This is a genomic window from Variovorax robiniae (assembly GCF_037889955.1).
GTDB lineage: Bacteria > Pseudomonadota > Gammaproteobacteria > Burkholderiales > Burkholderiaceae_C > Variovorax > Variovorax robiniae.
Genome location: NZ_JBBKZS010000007.1, coordinates 24,950 through 42,879, shown reverse-complemented (window position 1 = coordinate 42,879; position 17,930 = coordinate 24,950). Strand labels below are relative to the sequence as shown.

Genomic DNA, 17,930 nt, shown 5'->3' with positions numbered 1-17,930 from the left:
GGTCGTCAGGCGCGCTGGGCGAAGGCCCAGGCCATCTCGGCCATCGGGCGCGCCCCGCGGCCCGAGGCCACGGCTTGCTCGCTCGATGCGGTACCGGCCTCGACCCGCTTGGCAATGCCTTGCAGGATCGCGGCGATGCGGAACAGGTTGTAGGCCAGGTAGAAGTTCCAGTCGGGCGCCAGCGCCTCGGGCGTGGTGAGCCCGGTGCGCTCGCAATACATCTGGATGTACTCGCTCTCGGTCGGGATGCCCAGGCTCTTGTGGTCGAGCCCACCGATGCCGCGCGCCATGCCTTGCGGGATGTGCCAGGACATGCAGTGGTAGCTGAAGTCCGCGAGCGGGTGGCCGAGCGTCGAGAGCTCCCAGTCGAGCACCGCGATCGGGCGTTGTTCGGTCGCGTGGAACATCAGGTTGTCGAGACGGTAGTCGCCGTGCACGATGCTGGTCATGTTCTCGTCGCGCGCGCTGGCCGGCATATGGGCGGGCAGCCATTCCATGAGCTTGTCCATCTCGGGGATGGGCTGCGTGATGGAGGCGACGTACTGCTTGCCCCAGCGGCCGATCTGGCGCTCGAAATAGTTGCCAGGCTTGCCGTAGTCGGCCAGGCCGCGCTCTGCGTACGTGACGGTATGCAATGCGGCGATGACGCGGTTCATCTCGTCGTAGATCTGGCCGCGCTCGGCATTGCTCATGCCGGTCAAGGACTGGTCCCACAGCACGCGGCCGGCCATGAATTCCATGACGTAGAAGGCGCGGCCGATGACGCTTTCATCAGTGCACAGGCAGTACATGCGCGGCACGGGCACGTCGGTGCCCGCGAGGCCGCTCATGACCTTGTATTCGCGCTCGATCGCATGGGCCGATGGCAGCAATTTGGCCACCGGGCCCGGCTTGGCGCGCATCACGTAGCTCTGGCCCGGCGTGATGAGCTTGTAGGTCGGGTTCGACTGGCCGCCCTTGAACATCTCGACCGTGAGCGGACCCTTGAAGCCATCGAGGTTGGCCTCGAGCCAGGCGGTCAGCGCATCGATGTCGAAGGCATGCTGCGGCGATACGGCACGCGTGCCGATGAAGTTCTGGAAGTCGGTCATTTCGTCAGATGTCTGAATCGGAGATGCGCATCAGGGCGCTGCGATCGAGTACCACCAGGCCGCCCGGTTCGATGCGGATCGCGTTCTCCCGCTCCATGGCCTTGAGTTCCTGGTTGACCCGTTGGCGCGACGCACCGAGCAGTTGCGCCAGTTCTTCCTGTGCCAGTTGCAGCCCGATGCGTGTCTGGCTGCCGTCTTCCAGGTTGGGCACGCCGTAGCTGCGCACCAGGTGAATCAGTTGCTTGGCCAGGCGTGCGCGCAAGGGCAGCGTGTTGAGGTCTTCCACCAGTCCGAACAGCGTGCGGATGCGGCGCGCCTGCAGGCGCATCAAGGCTTCGTACAACTCCACGTGCGTTGCAAGGATCTTCTGGAAGTCGGCACGCGCCACGTTCAGCGTGGTCGTGTCGCCGTGTGCATAGGCATCGTGCGTGCGCCGGTCCCCGTCGAACATCGCCACGTCGCCGAACCAGATCCCCGGCTCCACATACGTGAGCGTGACCTGCTTGCCCGAGACCGCCGTCGAGCTCACGCGCACCGCGCCCTTGGCGCAGGCGATCCAGCTCTCGGGCGGATCGCCGCGTGCGGCCATCAGGTCGCCGTCCTTGTAGCGTTTGACGAAAGCACATCGGAGGATGTCGTGACGAAGAGAAGGTGAGAGTGATGAGAACCAGCGACCGGAGTTGATCGCTTCTCGTTCTTCGATGGTAAGAATGGGGTCGTCCATTGTTCTGTCCTGTCGGCGACTGAAAAGGGGTCGGATTGTCGCTGTCGCGACCCGCGGCTATTCGTAGCGCGGCTTCGTCTTGCCCAGGAATGCGGCGATGCCGATGCCGGCATTCGCATGATGAAGGTTGCGCACGAAGTGGTCGCGCTCCTGCGCCAGGTGGTTCACCAGCGTGGCGCCGCGGGCTTCATCGAGGAGTTCCTTGATGCTGGCCAGCGCATTGGGCGCGCGTGCGCCGAGCGTCTCGGCCAGTGCCATGGCGCCTTGCAGGGCCTGGCCCGGCTCTGTCAGCTTGTTGACCAGTCCCAACTCATGCAGCCGCGTCGCCGCGATGCGTTCGCCGTTCATGAGCCATTCGCTGGCGATCTGGCGTGGCAGTGCCTGCGCGAGCTGCCAGCTCAGGCCGCCATCGGGCGATAGCGCGACGTTGCTGTACGACGCGGCAAAGACCGCATCGCGCGCCGAGATCACGAAGTCGCAGGCCAGTGCGAGCGAGAAGCCCGCGCCGGCGGCCGCGCCCTCGACCGCAGCGATCACCGGCTTGGGAAAGGCGCGGATCGAGTCGATCCAGTTGTGCAGCCCATCGATGCTTTCGGCCTGCACCGAGGGGTCGCGTTCACGGTTCCCTGCCAGGCGTTGCAGCGAACCGCCGGCACAGAACCAGGCGCCTTCGCCGACGATCACGACGTTGCGCACGTCGTTGCTGTTGTCCGCCCCGTTCAGCGCTTCCACGCCTGCGGCGTACATCTCCGGCCCGAGTGCATTGCGCATGGACGGATTGCTGATCGTCAGCACCATGGTCTGGCCCTCGGTGCGACTCTTGAGTTCTGCGGTCATGTGTCTCCCTATTCCTCTTCGTGAAGCATGCTCAGTCCCAGCGCGCCGCGACGGCGCAGCCACGGGCTGGGGCGATAGCGCGGATCGCCATAGACGGTCTGCAGGTTGAACAGTACTTCGAGGATGTTGGTCGGGCCATAGAGGTTGCCCATTGCCAGCGGCCCTTGCGGATAGCCGAGGCCGCGCGTCACGGCCGTTTCCAGGTCGGCCGGCGTGCACACGCGTTGCTGGCACATGTCGGCCGCGATGTTCACGATGGCCGCGATCACGCGCTGCGTGACAAAGCCGCCGCTGTCGCGGATCACGCTCACCGGCTTGCCGTCGCGGGCGAACAGCGCATGCGCCGCATTGCGCATGTCGATGCGCGTGGCCGGGTTGGTCGCCAGCACGCGGCGCTTGGTCGCTGCGTCGTCGATCAGCATGTCGATGCCGACGGTGCGCGTAGCATCGAGACGCTCCACGGCCGCCACCGTGGTCACGTCGAAGCCGAGCGGCGCGACCAGGATCAGCGCAGCGGAGGAGGGCGTGGCGCCCGACTCGATCTGGCCGCCGAGCTCATGCACGAGCTTGATCAACTCGGCACGGCGAGAGGCGCGCGGAGAGATCCAGAACGAGGGCAGCGTGTCGACGACCGGCGCTGGCGGCTCGGCTGCGACTTGCATGACGCCATCCGGGTAGCGATAGAAGCCTTCCGCCGACTTGCGCCCGAGCACACCGGCCGCCACGCGTTGCGCTGCAATCGCGCTCGGGCGATAGCGAGGCTCTTCGTAGTACTGCCGGTAGATCGACTCCATCACCGGATGCGACACGTCCAGACCTGTCAGGTCCAGCAGCTCGAACGGTCCGAGCCTGAAGCCGGCCTGGTCGCGCAGGATGCGGTCGATGGTCGCGAAATCGGCCACGCCCTCGCTGGCGATGCGCAAGGCCTCGGTGTTGTAGGCGCGGCCCGCGTGATTCACGATGAAGCCCGGCGTGTCCTTCGTCTGTACTGCCTTGTGCCCCATCTGCACGGCAAAACCCGCCAGTCGCGAACAGACGTCGGCGGCCGTCCTGAAGCCGGCAACGACCTCGACCACCTTCATCAACGGAACGGGGTTGAAGAAATGAAAACCGGCGAATCGCTCGGGCTTGCCCAATGCCTTGCCAATGGCCGTTACAGATAGCGACGAAGTGTTGGTCGCCAACACCGCCGAAGGCGCGACGATATCTTCCAGTTCGCGAAACAACTGGCGCTTCACTTCAAGGTCTTCGATGATCGCTTCAATCACCAGATCGCAATGCGCCAAGTCCCGGGTCGTTGCGACGGCATGAACCCTCGCAATGAGTGCATCGCGTTCCGTCGCTTCGATCTTGCCCTTGTCGTGCAGCTTGCCCCATTGCTCGGTGAGCGTCACCTTGGCGCGCTCGGCGGCACCGGTCATGCTGTCGACAAGCCATACCTCGCTGCCGGCCTGGGCGGCCATTTGGGCGATACCTCGACCCATGGCGCCAGCCCCCACAATGGCGACATTGGAAAAATTCACGGTCATTTGATAAAAGTCTCCTGCTGAAAGAATTTGGTGTATCACCGTGTCAAAATGTGTTTACTTTAGATTGCAGAGTACCCACCCAATCTTGAAACATCGACGCACCGCGGCAACCCTGATTCTGTTGGGGCTCGCACTCCCATCGTTCGCCTTGACGATTGGCCGCCCGCAAGGCGCGGCGTGGATCGGCAAGCCGCTCGATCTGGTGGTTCCGCTGACGCTGGGTGACAACGAAGGCAATTCGCTGTGCATCGAAGGCGAGGTTGTTCAGGGTGATACACGTATTGACGACAAGCGGGTGACTTTATCGCTTGAGCCGGGTGCATCGGCGAGCGCACCGCGATTGCATGTCCGAACCACCGTTGCCATCGAAGAGCCGGTGGTCAACGTCACCGTGCGCGCGGGCTGCGATGCGCGATCGAACCGCACTTTCGTTTTACTGGCGGACGTGCCGATGGAGTCGGCGAGCCTGCCCTCCACGTCGCGCTTCGGGGCGACTCCGTTGCCATCCACCGGTTCGTCGACCAATTCGAGCTTCCCCGATCGGGGTGGGCGTGGTTCGCGCGGCGCAGGTGGCAGCGACTTCGGATCCGATTCGGGAGCGTCGGCCCCAGTGCGCCGCGCTGCACCACGGCCGCGTCCACGTCCCGCGGATACCGGCACCACTGCGGCGCCGCCCCCACCGCCGCGCCGCGTCATCGCGGCCCAGGCGCCGGTGGTCCGTCCCGCACCTCCGCCGCCGCCGCCTGTGCGTGCGCCCGTGGCCGCTGCGCCTGTCACGCCGCCGCCCGCTCCCCAGGTGGCCGCCGAAGCACCACCGGCCGGCCCGCGCCTGAAGCTTGAAGCCCTGGAGCCCGCGCTGACCCGCGAAGGTGGCCTGAAGACGTCCCCCCAGCTGACCGTGCCCGCGACCGAGGACCTGGCCAAGCGTGCCCAGGCCGCCGCCCAATGGCGGGCGCTCGCGGCGCCGCCGGAAGACGCGCAGCGCGAATCCCAGCGTATCCAGACGCTCGAGGCCACACTTGCCGCCCTGCGCGAGCAGACCGCGCAGAACCAGCGTGCCTTGCTCGAGATGCGCAGCGAACTGGCCGATGCACGCGACAGCCGCTACCGCAATCCGCTGGTCTATGCGCTCGTCGCGCTGCTGGCCCTGGCATTGCTCGCGATCGGCTTGCTCTGGCGCGTGTCGCGTCGTGCCACCGCGCCGGCCTGGTGGGGCGATGCGCCCGAACCGCGTCCGGCCAGCGGCGGTCCTGCCGTGCTGCCGGCCGCCACCAAGCTCGATGAAGAGGACGATGACGAGCACGAGCCGACCCAGCGCGTCCCCTTGGGCGGCCGGGAACTCGATCCGCGCCATGCCGCCTTGCTGGCCGCGACCAACGCCGACACCACCTACGGCCCCACCGGCGTCCCGGTCGTTGCGCCCATCGAGGTCGCCGCGACGCGTCCGGTCAATACCGAGGAGCTGTTCGATGTGCAGCAGCAATCGGACTTCTTCCTCTCGCTGGGGCAGCATGACCAGGCCATTGCCGTGCTGGTGGAACACATCGAAGCCAATCCGGACACCAGCGCGCTCGCCTATCTCGATCTGTTCAAGATCTATCACGCGCTGGGCCGTCGGGACGAGTACGCCCACTTGGCGACGGATTTCGAGCGTGCGTTCAATGCCGAAGTCCCCGAGTTCGACGACTTCTCGCTCGGTGGTCGCGGCCTGGAGCACTATCGCAGCGCACTCGCCCGCATCGAATCGCAATGGCCGACCGCCGGCACGCTCGCGCTCATCGAGGAACTGGTGTTCCGCAAGCCAGGTGTCCATGAGGACGAGGCCTTTGACCTCGCCGCCTACCAGGAACTGCTGCTGCTCTACGCAATCGCGAAGGAGGTCGTCGACCCCGACACGGCACCGGCACCGATCACGCCGATCCCGTTCGTCGACACCTTCAGCCACGACATGCAACCGACGGCACGCGCCTCGCTCATCAGCGAGGACATGCAACCCACTGCGCGCGCCACGCTGATGAGCGAGCCGACGACCGTGACGATGCCTGCCGCATCGATCCCCGAGCCCGCGATGCCGCCGGCCAAGGCACCGCCGACGTCCAAGCCGCCGGTCGAACCCTTCCCATCCATCTACAGCGACATCGATGAAGGCTTGCTCGCCCAGACCGAGATGAGTCCGGTGGAACCGTCGCAGACGAAGCCGGCCGTCGACATGGACCTGGCGCAGTTCGACAAGACCGCATTCGAAACCATTGCGGCACCCATCGAACCCCCGGCGCATGCGCCGACGCCGTCCTCCGACCCGCACATCATCGATTTCGAATTGTTCGATCCTGAGACCGAAGCCGAGATCGCGCCAAAGCGCATCATCAAGCGCTGAATTCAGTCCCACCCCCGCATGCGCCTGCGGCGCGTACCCAGCGGTCCGGCAAAGCCGTTCCGCGGGTTCTCGCGAACAGGCATTGCTCGCCCTGGTTTCATGCGTCGCGGGTTACATGATCCGCAGGCGCATGGGATAGGCTGGGCTATTCCGGCCGGGGCAAGCGATCGACCGCGATACTGAGCACCATCGCCGCGAGCATGGTGCCGAAGCCGACCCAATGCATCCAGCTTGCGGCATCGTGCGCCAGAAGCCAGCCCCCGGTGGCCGCGCCGATGGCCTGCCCGATGAACATACCTGAACTGTTGAGAGCGACGGACCCCGGCGCCATCGCAGGCGCCATCCCCACCAGCCGTGCCTGCTGGGCCGAATTGGCGGCAAAGCAGCCCAGGCCCCATGGCAGCAGCACCAGGGCGAAAACCACGAAGGTGACGCCCAAGGGCCACAGCAACAGGCTCGTTGCCATGAGCACCGTGGTCACCAGGGCAGCGCGCCCGGCACCGATGCGATCGATATACCGACTGACCAGCAGATTGCCGACCAGCCCGCAGGCGCCAAACCAGCCCCACATGAAGCTTTGCGCCGTCGCGTCGGCGCCGAGTTGCATCTTGAGCAGCGGCGCGAAGTAGGCGAACACCACGAACTGGCCGGTGCTCTGCAGCGCGGTGACCGTCAGCACGCCCATCAGGGCCGGACTCTTGAAAACGCGTGCCCAGGCTGCCCGAGTGAGTGCCGCAGGGCGGATACCGGTCGGCATGGTCCACCAGATCGTGGCGGCGCTGAACAATGCGGCGACCGCGATCGCCACGAAGGCCGTGCGCCAGCCGTAGTGGCCACCCAGCCACGCGCCCAGCGGCAGGCCCAGCACCGAGGCCATCGACCACCCCAGGAAGACGAAGGTCACGCCCCGCCCGCGTTGGTCCGCCGGCACCAGCATGCCCACCGATGCCGCGGCCTGCGCCGTGAAGATGGCCGGGGCGAGCATCGTCAGCATGCGCGTGAGCAGCAGTCCGATGTAGCTAGGCATGAGGGACGCTGCCACGTTGCAGACCGCGTACCAGACCATCGTCAGGGCCAGCAGCGCGCGCCGATCCCAGCCCGCGACCAAGGCCGCCAGCAGCGGAGCGCCGAAGCAGACCACCAAGGCGCCGGCGGTCATCACCTGCCCTGCGGCCGCCACACTCACGCCGAAAGACCCGCTGATCTCGTTCAGCGTGCCCGCGACCAGCATGACGCCGGTGCCGATGACGAAATTACCCGCCAGCAACGCCCAGAGCGCGGCTGGGAGCGGAGGGCGGCTCAACGACGAACCTGCAACGCGCCAGGATTGACGATGTTGGTCGGATTGCCCTTGATGAAACTGGCAACGTTGTCGAAAGCCTGCCCGAAGTAGAGCTCGTAGCTCTCCTGCTCCACGTAGCCGATGTGCGGCGTGCAGATGCAGTTCTCCAGGCGCAGCAGTGCGTGCCCCTGCAGCGGCGGCTCGCTTTCGAAGACGTCGATCGCGGCAAGTCCCGGCCGGCCACGATTGAGCGCCGCGAGCAGCGCATCGGACTCGACGAGCTCGGCGCGCGACGTGTTCACAAACAGCGCGGTCGGCCGCATCCTCGACAGGTCCGCCAAGGTCACAATGCCGCGCGTCTCATCCATCAACCGGAGGTGGACCGACAGTACATCGGACATCTCGAACAGCGCTTCGCGGCTCGGCGCGATCTGCAGCCCGTCGGAGCGCGCCTTGGCGCAGCTCGCCTCGCGGCCCCAGATGATGACCTGCATGCCGAAGGCCTGACCGTAGCGCGCGACCAGTTGCCCGATGCGGCCGTAGCCCCAGATGCCCAGCGTCTTGCCCTTGAGCACCGATCCCAGGCCGAAGTTCGGTGGCATCGACGCCGACTTGAGGCCGGACTGCTGCCAGGCGCCATGCTTGAGGTTGCTGATGTACTGCGGCAGCCGGCGCATCGCGGACATGATCAATGCCCAGGTCAACTCGGCCGGTGCCAGTGGCGAGCCGCTGCCCTCGGCCACCGCGATGCCCAACTCACTGCATGCGTTCACGTCGATGTGGCTGCCCACCCGGCCGGTTTGCGAAATGAGCTTGAGCTTGGGCAGCTTCTCGACCAGTTGCCGCGAGATCTGCGTGCGCTCGCGAATCAGCACGATTACATCGGCGTCCCGCAATCGCACCGACAGCTGTCCGATCCCCTTGACGGTGTTGGTGTAGACCTTGGCGGCATAGGCGTCGAGCTTGCTGGCGCAACGCAATTTGCGCACCGCATCCTGGTAGTCGTCGAGGATCACGATATTCATGGCGCGTTATTGTGCCTTGCCCCCTCGACGGCCGTGCGCCGTCGGTCTCGCGCTCGCAAGGCCGCATGCCCCTCGCGTGGCGCGCATCAGCGCCCGCAACGCTCGGGGACTTGTTCAGCCTTGACTCAATGCATCAGGCGCCTGGCATCGTCCGCGGCTTCCAGCGCGGCGAGCCGGTCGAGTTCGGCGCAGACGTCAGCCATGCGGCCCGAGATGACGACGCGGCCTGCGCCGCTGGTGGTGCGCTGCGCGTCGAGTACGCGCACCACGCGCAAGGGTCGGGCGGCTGGCGCCGCCTTGCCTGCGGATGCGCGGGCGGTGCAGCCGGGGCGGACCGCCACGTAGCGCAAGCCGGTCCGGTTGCGCGCCGGCATCCAGCGATTGGCCAGCGATTGAAGGGGCGTGAAGATTTCGGCCAAGGTCAGAAAAGCGATTCCCATGTGAACTCCAGTTTGGTCAGAGGTTGAACACAGGCAGGATTTCTTCAGGTCGACTGCAACAGGGTGATGGCCTCTTCGCCATACGCCCGCCACCTGCGGCAGTCGAAATTGGCTACATCAGCATCGTGTTGCGGATCAGGCCGACGGCCAGGCCCTCGATCTCGAAGGGCTCGCCGGGCTGCACGATGATGGTGGGGTAGTCGGGGTTCTCGGCATGCAGTTCGATGACCTGCTTGTTGCGTCGCAGTCGCTTGACGGTGACTTCATCGCCGATGCGGGCGACGACGATCTGGCCGTTGCGCGCTTCCTTGGTGGCCTGCACGGCGAGCAGGTCGCCATCCATGATGCCGGCATCGCGCATGGACATGCCGCGCACCTTGAGCAGGTAGTCGGGCTGGCGCTGGAACAGCGTGTTCTCGACGTAGTAGGTCTGGTCGATGTGTTCCTGCGCAAGGATGGGCGAACCTGCCGCGACACGGCCGACGAGTGGGAGCGCCAGTTGCGCCATGCCGGGCAGGCCCAGCGAATACTGGCTGGAACGCGTTTCGTTGATGGCGCGGAGCACCTCGCCCTTCAGGCGGATGCCGCGGGAAGTGCCGCTGACCAGTTCGATGACGCCCTTGCGTGCCAAGGCCTGCAGGTGTTCCTCGGCCGCGTTGGCGGATTTGAAGCCGAGTTCAGCCGCGATTTCTGCACGTGTTGGCGGCGCGCCGGTGCGAGCAATCGCGCTCTGGATCAAGTCCAGGATCTGTTGCTGGCGGGCGGTAAGCTTGACGGCAAAGTTCGACAGGTTGAGCATGCGCTTGACTCCTAGCGGCACTGGCTGAATATCCAGTAGCTGTATTTTTAACCAGTTTCTGAAAGATGGCAAGCATGGTCGCGAGCAAGTCAGCGAAGGGGTCCAGGCGGGTGGTGGTGCTCGGCACGGGAGGCACCATCGCCGGCCGCGCCGCGCAGCCTGGCGACAACATTGGCTACACGGCAGCGGAGGTCGGCGTAGCAGATCTGCTGGGTGGCATCGACGTGGCTGGCGTCTCGCTGCACGCGGAGCAGGTGGCGCAGGTCGACAGCAAGGACATGGACTTCGCGATCTGGCAGCGCCTTGCTGCGCGCTGCACCCATTGGCTGGAGCAATCCGATGTCGCCGGCATCGTGATCACGCATGGCACCGATACCTTGGAAGAGACGGCGTTCTTTCTGCATTCGGTGCTGCGCTCGCAGAAGCCCGTGGTGCTGACCTGTGCGATGCGACCGGCGACCTCGCTGTCGCCGGACGGTCCACAGAATGTGCGGGATGCGGTGGTCACGGCCGCCACCGCGGATGCGCGCGGCGTGCTGGCGGTGTGCGCTGGCGTGATCCACGGGGCGATCGATGTGCAGAAGGTGCACACCTATCGGCTTGACGCGTTCGCCTCCGGTGACGCGGGACCGATCGGCTACGTCGAGGAGAGCGCGGTTCGCTCCGTGCGCGCGTGGCCTTCGATGAACACGCAGTGGTCTGCTGCGGACATGGATGCCATCTCACGCGCCAGTGCTGCGCCTCGCGTGGAGATCATCCTGAGCCATGCCGGTGCGAGCGGCGCGATCGTCGATGCGCTGGTCCAGGAGCAGGCACTTGAAGGCGATGCCGCGGTGAAGGGACTTGTGCTGGGCGCCACTGGCAATGGAACGCTGCACCATGCGCTCGAAGCGGCTGCCTTCAGGGCGCAGGAAGCCGGCATCGCGGTGTTGCGCGCCACCCGCTGCACGAGTGGCCGTATTTTGCCGAAACCCGGGGATGCGTTGCGCGACGCCGGCAGTTTGAGTCCGGTCAAGGCGCGCATCGCGCTGATGCTCGAACTGCTGTCTCGTCAAGCACCGCGCTGAAGCGGTACGGCAGAAGTGGGGCCCGACGCCGGACCCTTCTGAACGCTTAGCTGCTCAGGGCCGCAAAGGCGCGCTGCGTGATGTCATCGACGCTGCCCACACCGGCAATCGCGCGGTATTTGGGCGCGGCGCCAGGCTCCGTCCTGGCCCAGGTCGCGTAGTAGTCCACTAGCGGTCGGGTCTGCTGGCTGTAGACGTCGAGCCGGTGGCGCACCGTCTCTTCCTTGTCATCGGGGCGCTGGATCAGCGGCTCGCCGGTCACGTCGTCGATGCCTTCGACCTTCGGCGGATTGAACTTGACGTGGTAGGTCCGGCCCGATGCCGAATGCGAGCGGCGGCCGCTCATGCGTTCGATGATGTCGGAGAAGGGCACTTCGATCTCGAGCACGTAGTCGAGCTTGACGCCTTCGGCTTTCATCGCCTCGGCTTGCGGGATGGTGCGGGGGAAGCCGTCGAACAGGAAGCCATTGGCGCAATCCGGCTGCGTGATGCGTTCCTTGACGAGGTTGATGATCAGGTCGTCGCCAACCAGTCCACCCGATTCCATGACCGACTTGGCCTGCAGCCCGAGCGGCGTGCCGGCCTTGACGGCTGCGCGCAGCATGTCGCCGGTCGAGATTTGCGGAATGCCGTACTTCTTGCAGATGAAAGTCGCCTGCGTGCCTTTACCTGCCCCGGGGGCGCCCAACAAAATCAGTCTCATGGTGTCCTCGAAAGGGTTCTTGGGATATCGATTGACGCCCCACGCATGCCGCTCGGGCAAGGTCAGGGTCATGACTGCGTCGAGGATAGCATGGGCATTTGCCGTGTTTCCTCGGGGAAAGCCGGTCTCGGCCTATGCCATCGAGGCGATGCGCGCACGCACGCGCACCAGGTCTTCGGGCGTGTCGACGCCAGGGCCCGGCGCATGGTCGCTCACGTGCACCGCGATGCGATGTCCGTGCCACATGGCGCGCAGTTGCTCGAGCGCCTCGGTCGATTCGATGGGCGCGGGCGGCAGCGTCGGAAACTGGCGCACGAAACCGGCGCGATAGCCATAGATGCCGATGTGCCGCAAAGGCGCCGGCGACGGCAAGGCGCTCAGGGACTTGTTGGCAAGGCCGTCGCGCCACCACGGTATCGGCGCCCGGCTGAAGTAGAGCGCATGACCGCGCGCATCCAGCACGGCCTTGACCACGTTCGGATTCAGAAAGTCTTCGGTCGAATCGATGGCGTGCACTGCAGTGCTCATGGACGCGTCAGGTTCGTTGGCCAGCGTGATTGCGACCGCATCGATCAGCGACGGATCGATCAATGGCTCGTCGCCCTGGACGTTGACCACGATTTCATTGTCGGCCAGTCCGAGCAGCACGCAGGCCTCGGCCAATCGGTCACTGCCGCTCACATGATCCGTGCGGGTGAGGAGCACTTCGACGCCGTGTGCCCGGCAAGCGTCCACGATGCGCGCGTCATCGGCGGCCACCACGACGCGCGCGGCGCTGGACAGATGCGCGCGTTGTGCGACACGGACCACCATCGGAATCCCGCCAATGTCGGCCAGCGGCTTGTCCGGCAGGCGCGTCGATGCGAGGCGCGCCGGGATGAGCACGACAAACGGAGGCTTCGCGCCGTCCTCATGGCTTCTCACGGGAGCCGCGGCGCCCGGAATCGATCCGATGTTGCTCAAAGCCCCAACTCGTCGTCGGTGAGGGTTCGGGCCTCGTTCTCCAGCAAGACCGGAATGCCGTCGCGCACCGGATAGGCGAGGCGTGCGGAGCGGGAGGAGAGTTCCTGCTTCTCCGGGTTCCAGGTCAGCGGCCCCTTGGTCACGGGGCAGACCAGCAATTCAAGCAGCTTGGTGTCCATCGAGCGATGATAGCTTTGCGTCGAGCGCAGCATAGAACGCGGGCTCCGGTACGAACACCAGCGGCACGGCCAGTGCCTCCGGCGCCACGCGCCAGAGCTTGACGGCGTCTTTCTCAGTGCAGAGGAGGAGTTGGTTTCCGGCCGGACGCTGCCAGCCGTCGAAGTCGAAGTGGTCCGGCAATGGGAAGCAGCGATCGGGCCGGATGCCTCGCGTCCGCAGCATCTCGAAAAAGCCCTCGGGCTTCGCAATGGCAGCCAACGCGACAACGGGCTGGCCCACCATTTCCGAGAGGGGGACGTGGCTGCCGTCACTGCGCAATGCATGGTCGGCCAGCATGCGCTGTGAGCGGAAGCCTTCGGCGAATGCCGGTTGCGCGCCGGTGTGCAGCACCAGGTCGCAGCGTCGCGGCCAGTGCTCGCGCAAAGGCCCTGCCGGCAACAGCCAACCGTTGCCGATGCCGCGGTCGTCGAACACGCAAAGCTCGATGTCCCGTGCGAGGGCCAGGTGCTGAAGGCCGTCGTCACTCACGATGAGCCTGGTTCGCGGATAGTGCTGCAGCAATGCGCGTGCGGCCTCGATGCGTTTCGCCGCGACGAAGACCGGCACGCCGGTGAGGCGGCGTGTCAGCGCGGCTTCGTCGCCGACATCGCGTGGATCGGCGCCGGGCAGCGCCTCCCGGCAATCATTCGTCTTGCGGCCGTAGCCTCGCGAGATGACACCGACCTCGATGCCGCGCGCGCGAAGATGCCGTACCAGCGCAATCACCACCGGTGTCTTTCCCGCCCCTCCAGCGATGACGTTGCCGACCACCAGCACCGGCACGCCCACGCGCTCGGTGCGCAGCGCGCCAATCCGAAAGAGCCAGCGCCGGACGGCAGCCAACGCACCAAAGATCAGCGAGACAGGCCACAGCAGCGACGCCAGCGGGCCGCGACCGAGCCATGCCTGCTGCAGATCCAAGACTCAGCGCCCGGCCTGCGCGGCCGACTGCGTTGCGAAGGTGATCTGCATCAGGCCGGCGCGGCGAGCACCTTCCATGACCGTGATCACCGATTGATGCGAGGAGTTGGCATCGGCGCTGATGACCACCACCGAATCCTTGCCACCGCGGGAAGCGGAAGAGAGCGCGGCGGCCACGGTCTCGACGCTGCGGTCGGGCAGGACGGTCTTGTTGATCGAGTAGCGGCCGTCGGCCGACACGGCGGCGATGATTTCCTTGGGGTAGTCGCGTTGCGCGTCTGCGTCGGCCACCGGCAGGCGCAACTGCATCTCGGTGAACTTGCTGTAGGTGGTCGACAGCATCAGGAAGATCAGCACCACCAGCAGCACGTCGATGAACGGGATCAGGTTGATCTCCGGCTCGTCGCGCGCGCCGTGGCGGAAATGCATGCGGTCCCGCGTCATGACAGGCGATCGCAGCGCCAGCCCACAAGAGCGAGGGGCAGCGAGTTCAGGAAGTGACGGGGCATTCGGCTATTTCCTCAGCGCGTTCAAGTGCCGCGCGAATCGCTCGCCGGCGAGTTCCAGGTTCAGCAGGTACTCGTCGACGCGCGTGCGGAAGTATCGCCAGAAGATCAGTGTCGGAATCGCGACGATCAGACCGAAGGCCGTGTTGTAGAGCGCGATCGAGATGCCGTGCGCCAGCTGCGCCGGGTTACCCGACCCCACGCCGCCGCTCGCCGGCGACTGCGAGCCGAAGATCTCGATCATGCCGATGACCGTTCCGAGCAGCCCCAGCAACGGCGCGGCGGAAGCTATGGTCGCCAGCGCCGGCAGCCAGCGCTCCAGCTTGTGCGCAACGGTACGGCCGGCCGCTTCCATGGCAGCGCGCAGGTCGTCTTCGGTGCAGCGCGGATTCGCGTTGAGCGCGCGGAAGCCCGAGGCCAGAACTTGGCCGAGCGCGGAATTCTGTTCCAGCTTGGTCACCACGTCCGGCCCCGGGATCGCGGAATGAGATACCGTGATCGCTTCGTCGAGCAACTTGGGAGGCAGGACGCGAATGGTCTTGAGGTTGACGAAACGCTCGATGACCAGCGCAAGCGCCAGCACCGAGCAAGCGAGCAGCGGCCAGATTGGCCAGCCCGCGGCAACTATGATCGATAACAAATGATTCTCCGGCCGGGTGGATTGCAAAAACCGGCGCGATTATCTCCGAGGGACCGGTCTGCGAAGGGAGCGCCAACCCTGTAAGACCCGACGCACAGTTTCTGTGGACAACTTTGTGAGTAACTGCGCTGGAAAGGCATCCGGAGCCGCATGCAGAGGGGCTTCCATTAGATCGACTTAATTTTGAGCAGCATATTTTTCAACAAAATCAATAACTTGCACGGCGGAGCCTGTATGTGTGGCGTCTTCGGCAAGTCGCCCACACTTGGTGCAAGCTGCTGTGGAGCAATCACTGGGCCAGCTCGCTTTTTCATGGGTTTCGTGTGAGTGAATTCAATGAGAATCCGGCGCTCGCGCGCCGTGTCTGGCCGGTCGGCGCGTTGTGTCGCGCAGTGGCCGATGCGCTCGACGCGCGCTTCAACCCGGTCACCGTGCGCGGAGAGATCTCTGGCTTCTCGCGCGCCTCGAGCGGGCACTGCTACTTCTCGTTGAAAGATGAAGCGGGCCAGTTGCGTTGCGCGATGTTCCGGCGTGCCGCCAGCCTGCTCGACTTCCAGCCGCGAGATGGCGACCAGGTCGAAGTGCGCGGCCGGCTCGCGGTCTACGAGCCGCGGGGGGACCTGCAACTTGTTGTGGAAAGCCTGCGCCGCGCCGGGCAGGGAGCGCTGTTCGAGCAGTTCCTGCAACGCAAGGCGCGGCTGGAGGCGGAAGGCTTGTTCGATCCCGCCCGGAAGCGCCCGATACCGGTGATGCCGACGCGCATCGGCCTCGTGACCTCGTTGGGCGCGGCCGCATTGCATGACGTCGTCACGGCGCTGCGTCGCCGCGCACCGCATGTCGAAGTGGTGCTGGCGCCCGCGGCAGTGCAAGGCGCGCAGGCGCCGGCCGAGTTGGTGGCGGCGCTGCGAGCGCTCTACGTACTGACGCCCGCACCGGACGTGATCCTGCTGGTTCGAGGTGGTGGCTCGATCGAAGACCTCTGGGCCTTCAATGACGAGATCCTGGCGCGCACGATTGCGGCCAGCCCGATGCCCCTGGTGAGCGGTGTCGGTCATGAAACCGACTTCACGATTGCCGATTTCTGCGCCGATGTGCGCGCCCCCACGCCCACGGCGGCGGCCGAACTCGCGGCGGCCCCGCAGGCGCTGTGGCTGGAAGCGCTCGGCCTCGTGGGCGAGCGCCTGGATGACGCGCTCGGCCGACGGCTGGACGTGCTCGGCCAGCGGCTCGACCTGGCTGCAGGCCGGCTCGGCCGGCCGTCCGGCCTGGTCGCCCGCCAGCGCCTCGGCCTGGCGCATCAGGCCCAGCGGATGCACCATGCCGTCGTCTCGCGGACAGAGCGACTCGCACAGGCGCAGCGTGTATTGCAAGCCGACCTTCCGTTGAAGGTCGCGCGCTCGCTGGCGCAGCGACAGGATCGCCTGGGGCGCATCGGCGATCGACTGCAACTGCTCGACCCGGCCCTGGTGTTGCAGCGCGGCTATGCATGGCTGGCCGATCCGCAAGGGCGTGCGATCACCAGCGCAACCCAACTTGGGCCCGGCGACGCGGTGCGCGCGCGCCTGGCGGACGGTACGGTTTCAATGACTGTCGATGCCGGCTGAATGGTGACGCCCGCGTCCGACATGCGGCGCGCCAATCCTTTCTAGAATGCAGCACTCCCACAACCAACCCACGAGTCAAGAATCATGGAACACGTACTTCCCCCGCTGCCGTATGCAATGGATGCGCTGGCCCCCGAGTATTCGAAGGAAACCCTCGAGTACCACTATGGCAAGCATCACAACGCCTACGTGGTGAACCTGAACAATCTTCAGAAGGGCACCGAGTTCGAGTCCATGACGCTCGAAGAGATCATCAAGAAGTCCAGCGGCGGCATCTACAACAACTCCGCCCAGATCTGGAATCACACGTTCTTCTGGAATTGCATGAAGCCGCAAGGCGGCGGCGCACCCACCGGCGCCCTGGCCAAGGCCATCGACGCCAAGTGGGGCAGCTTTGACGCGTTCAAGGAAGCCTTCACCAAGTCGGCCGTCGGCAACTTTGGTTCGGGCTGGACCTGGCTGGTAAAAAAGCCGGACGGCACGGTCGACATCGTCAACACCGGCGCTGCCGGCACGCCGCTGACCACCGCGGACACCGCGCTGCTGACCATCGACGTGTGGGAACACGCCTATTACATCGACTACCGCAACCTGCGCCCGAAGTTCGTCGAAACCTTCCTGGCCAAGCTGGCTAACTGGGATTTCGCCGCCAAGAACTTCGGCTGATCCGAAGCTGCGAGATCAGGCAAGGCCGACCCGGCGAGGTCGGCCTTTTTCATGGGCGCGGCGAATCAGCGATGCGTCTCGAACGGCGCGCCACCCAACTTGACGCCCTTCTTGATGTTCTTCTTGGCGAACCAGCCCTGGTTCATTTCCAGGACATAGCGTACCGGCGCCTCGGAACAATGCGTGTTGGTGGTCTGCGGTTGCATGTCGACCAGGTTCACGATGCGTCCGTCATCGGCCACGAATGCGGCAGTGAGCGGCAGGATCGTGTTCTTCATCCAGAAGCACTGGGTGGTCGGTTCTTCGAACACGAACAGCATGCCTTCCTGTTGCGGCATCTCCTTGCGGAACATCAGGCCGATCTCGCGTTCGCGTGGCTGCTGCGCCACCTGGGCATCGATCTGGTACATCCCGGCGGTGAGGCGCACGCGCTGCAGATTCATCTGCGGTTCTTGAGCCAAGACGGGGGACATCGCCGTCAACGACAGGGCAAGAAGTGCAAAAAGGCGCTGGAACATGGACAACTCTTGAGTGAAA

Annotated in this window: 19 protein-coding genes; 4 read left to right on the top strand and 15 right to left on the bottom strand. The window is 65.5% G+C overall.

Annotated features, from left to right (window positions below):
* Window positions 1-5: 5 nt before the first annotated feature.
* Genes WKW79_RS17545 through WKW79_RS17530 form a run of 4 tightly spaced genes read right to left on the bottom strand, consistent with a single transcriptional unit; the run spans window position 6 to window position 4,181 of the window.
* Window positions 6-1,091 carry a phosphotransferase gene (locus WKW79_RS17545; RefSeq protein ID WP_340336466.1) on the bottom strand — a complete coding sequence of 362 codons (1,086 nt, stop codon included), beginning with the start codon at window positions 1,089-1,091 and terminating at the stop codon, window positions 6-8.
* A 4-nt stretch (window positions 1,092-1,095) separates the two neighbouring features.
* Window positions 1,096-1,815: a Crp/Fnr family transcriptional regulator gene (locus WKW79_RS17540; protein WP_340336465.1), complete on the bottom strand. Its 720-nt coding sequence runs from the start codon at window positions 1,813-1,815 to the stop codon at window positions 1,096-1,098.
* A 57-nt stretch (window positions 1,816-1,872) separates the two neighbouring features.
* Window positions 1,873-2,652 (bottom strand): oxepin-CoA hydrolase, alternative type, encoded by a 780-nt coding sequence (locus WKW79_RS17535; protein WP_340336464.1) that lies wholly within the window; start codon window positions 2,650-2,652, stop codon window positions 1,873-1,875.
* 8 nt (window positions 2,653-2,660) lie between these two features.
* Window positions 2,661-4,181, bottom strand: a complete 1,521-nt coding sequence (locus tag WKW79_RS17530) for a 3-hydroxyacyl-CoA dehydrogenase (protein ID WP_340336463.1) — start codon at window positions 4,179-4,181, stop codon at window positions 2,661-2,663.
* An 85-nt stretch (window positions 4,182-4,266) separates the two neighbouring features.
* Between WKW79_RS17530 and WKW79_RS17525 the strand changes: the two genes are divergently transcribed.
* The gene (locus WKW79_RS17525) at window positions 4,267-6,558 is read left to right on the top strand and encodes a tetratricopeptide repeat protein (protein ID WP_340336462.1); all 2,292 of its coding nucleotides are present in this window, start codon (window positions 4,267-4,269) and stop codon (window positions 6,556-6,558) included.
* Window positions 6,559-6,703: 145 nt separating this feature from the next.
* Here WKW79_RS17525 and WKW79_RS17520 read toward each other — a convergent pair whose 3' ends face one another.
* The 4 genes from WKW79_RS17520 to lexA all read right to left on the bottom strand — a co-directional run bounded on the left by WKW79_RS17520 (window position 6,704) and on the right by lexA (window position 10,104).
* Complete coding sequence (locus tag WKW79_RS17520) at window positions 6,704-7,861, bottom strand: MFS transporter (protein WP_340336461.1); 1,158 nt, start codon at window positions 7,859-7,861, stop codon at window positions 6,704-6,706.
* On the bottom strand, window positions 7,858-8,865 hold the full coding sequence (locus WKW79_RS17515) for a D-2-hydroxyacid dehydrogenase family protein (RefSeq protein ID WP_340336460.1): 1,008 nt from the start codon (window positions 8,863-8,865) through the stop codon (window positions 7,858-7,860). Before WKW79_RS17515 ends, WKW79_RS17520 begins: the two co-directional genes overlap by 4 nt.
* 125 nt (window positions 8,866-8,990) lie before the next feature.
* Window positions 8,991-9,305, bottom strand: coding sequence for a hypothetical protein (locus WKW79_RS17510; protein WP_340336459.1), 315 nt, complete (start codon window positions 9,303-9,305; stop codon window positions 8,991-8,993).
* Window positions 9,306-9,417: 112 nt separating this feature from the next.
* Complete coding sequence (lexA, locus tag WKW79_RS17505; protein ID WP_340336458.1) at window positions 9,418-10,104, bottom strand: transcriptional repressor LexA; 687 nt, start codon at window positions 10,102-10,104, stop codon at window positions 9,418-9,420.
* Between the two features lie 74 nt (window positions 10,105-10,178).
* Here lexA and WKW79_RS17500 point away from each other — a divergent pair, with 74 nt between their 5' ends.
* Window positions 10,179-11,171, top strand: coding sequence for an asparaginase (locus WKW79_RS17500; protein WP_340336457.1), 993 nt, complete (start codon window positions 10,179-10,181; stop codon window positions 11,169-11,171).
* A gap of 46 nt (window positions 11,172-11,217) precedes the next feature.
* Here WKW79_RS17500 and adk read toward each other — a convergent pair whose 3' ends face one another.
* From adk to WKW79_RS17470, 6 genes are all read right to left on the bottom strand, one after another.
* Window positions 11,218-11,874 carry an adenylate kinase gene (gene adk / locus WKW79_RS17495; protein WP_340336456.1) on the bottom strand — a complete coding sequence of 219 codons (657 nt, stop codon included), beginning with the start codon at window positions 11,872-11,874 and terminating at the stop codon, window positions 11,218-11,220.
* Between the two features lie 132 nt (window positions 11,875-12,006).
* On the bottom strand, window positions 12,007-12,798 hold the full coding sequence (kdsB, locus tag WKW79_RS17490; RefSeq protein ID WP_340336729.1) for a 3-deoxy-manno-octulosonate cytidylyltransferase: 792 nt from the start codon (window positions 12,796-12,798) through the stop codon (window positions 12,007-12,009).
* A 35-nt stretch (window positions 12,799-12,833) separates the two neighbouring features.
* A complete protein-coding gene (locus WKW79_RS17485) occupies window positions 12,834-13,016 on the bottom strand; it encodes a Trm112 family protein (protein WP_213959820.1) in 183 nt (60 codons plus the stop codon).
* Entirely contained in the window at window positions 12,997-13,977 is a 981-nt protein-coding gene (gene lpxK, locus WKW79_RS17480) for a tetraacyldisaccharide 4'-kinase (protein ID WP_340336455.1), read from the bottom strand. The genes WKW79_RS17485 and lpxK overlap by 20 nt, the downstream gene beginning before the upstream one ends.
* A 3-nt stretch (window positions 13,978-13,980) precedes the next feature.
* Complete coding sequence (locus WKW79_RS17475; RefSeq protein WP_340336454.1) at window positions 13,981-14,406, bottom strand: ExbD/TolR family protein; 426 nt, start codon at window positions 14,404-14,406, stop codon at window positions 13,981-13,983.
* Window positions 14,407-14,490: 84 nt separating this feature from the next.
* Window positions 14,491-15,123 carry a MotA/TolQ/ExbB proton channel family protein gene (locus WKW79_RS17470; RefSeq protein ID WP_340336728.1) on the bottom strand — a complete coding sequence of 211 codons (633 nt, stop codon included), beginning with the start codon at window positions 15,121-15,123 and terminating at the stop codon, window positions 14,491-14,493.
* Between the two features lie 323 nt (window positions 15,124-15,446).
* Between WKW79_RS17470 and xseA the strand changes: the two genes are divergently transcribed.
* Together xseA and WKW79_RS17460 are read left to right on the top strand one after the other, a co-directional pair.
* Complete coding sequence (xseA, locus tag WKW79_RS17465; protein ID WP_340336453.1) at window positions 15,447-16,727, top strand: exodeoxyribonuclease VII large subunit; 1,281 nt, start codon at window positions 15,447-15,449, stop codon at window positions 16,725-16,727.
* A gap of 84 nt (window positions 16,728-16,811) precedes the next feature.
* Window positions 16,812-17,393 carry a superoxide dismutase gene (locus WKW79_RS17460; RefSeq protein ID WP_340336452.1) on the top strand — a complete coding sequence of 194 codons (582 nt, stop codon included), beginning with the start codon at window positions 16,812-16,814 and terminating at the stop codon, window positions 17,391-17,393.
* 65 nt (window positions 17,394-17,458) lie between these two features.
* Here the strand turns inward: WKW79_RS17460 and WKW79_RS17455 are convergent, their stop codons facing one another.
* Window positions 17,459-17,911, bottom strand: coding sequence for a DUF192 domain-containing protein (locus WKW79_RS17455; protein ID WP_340336451.1), 453 nt, complete (start codon window positions 17,909-17,911; stop codon window positions 17,459-17,461).
* Between the last annotated feature and the right edge of the window lie 19 nt (window positions 17,912-17,930).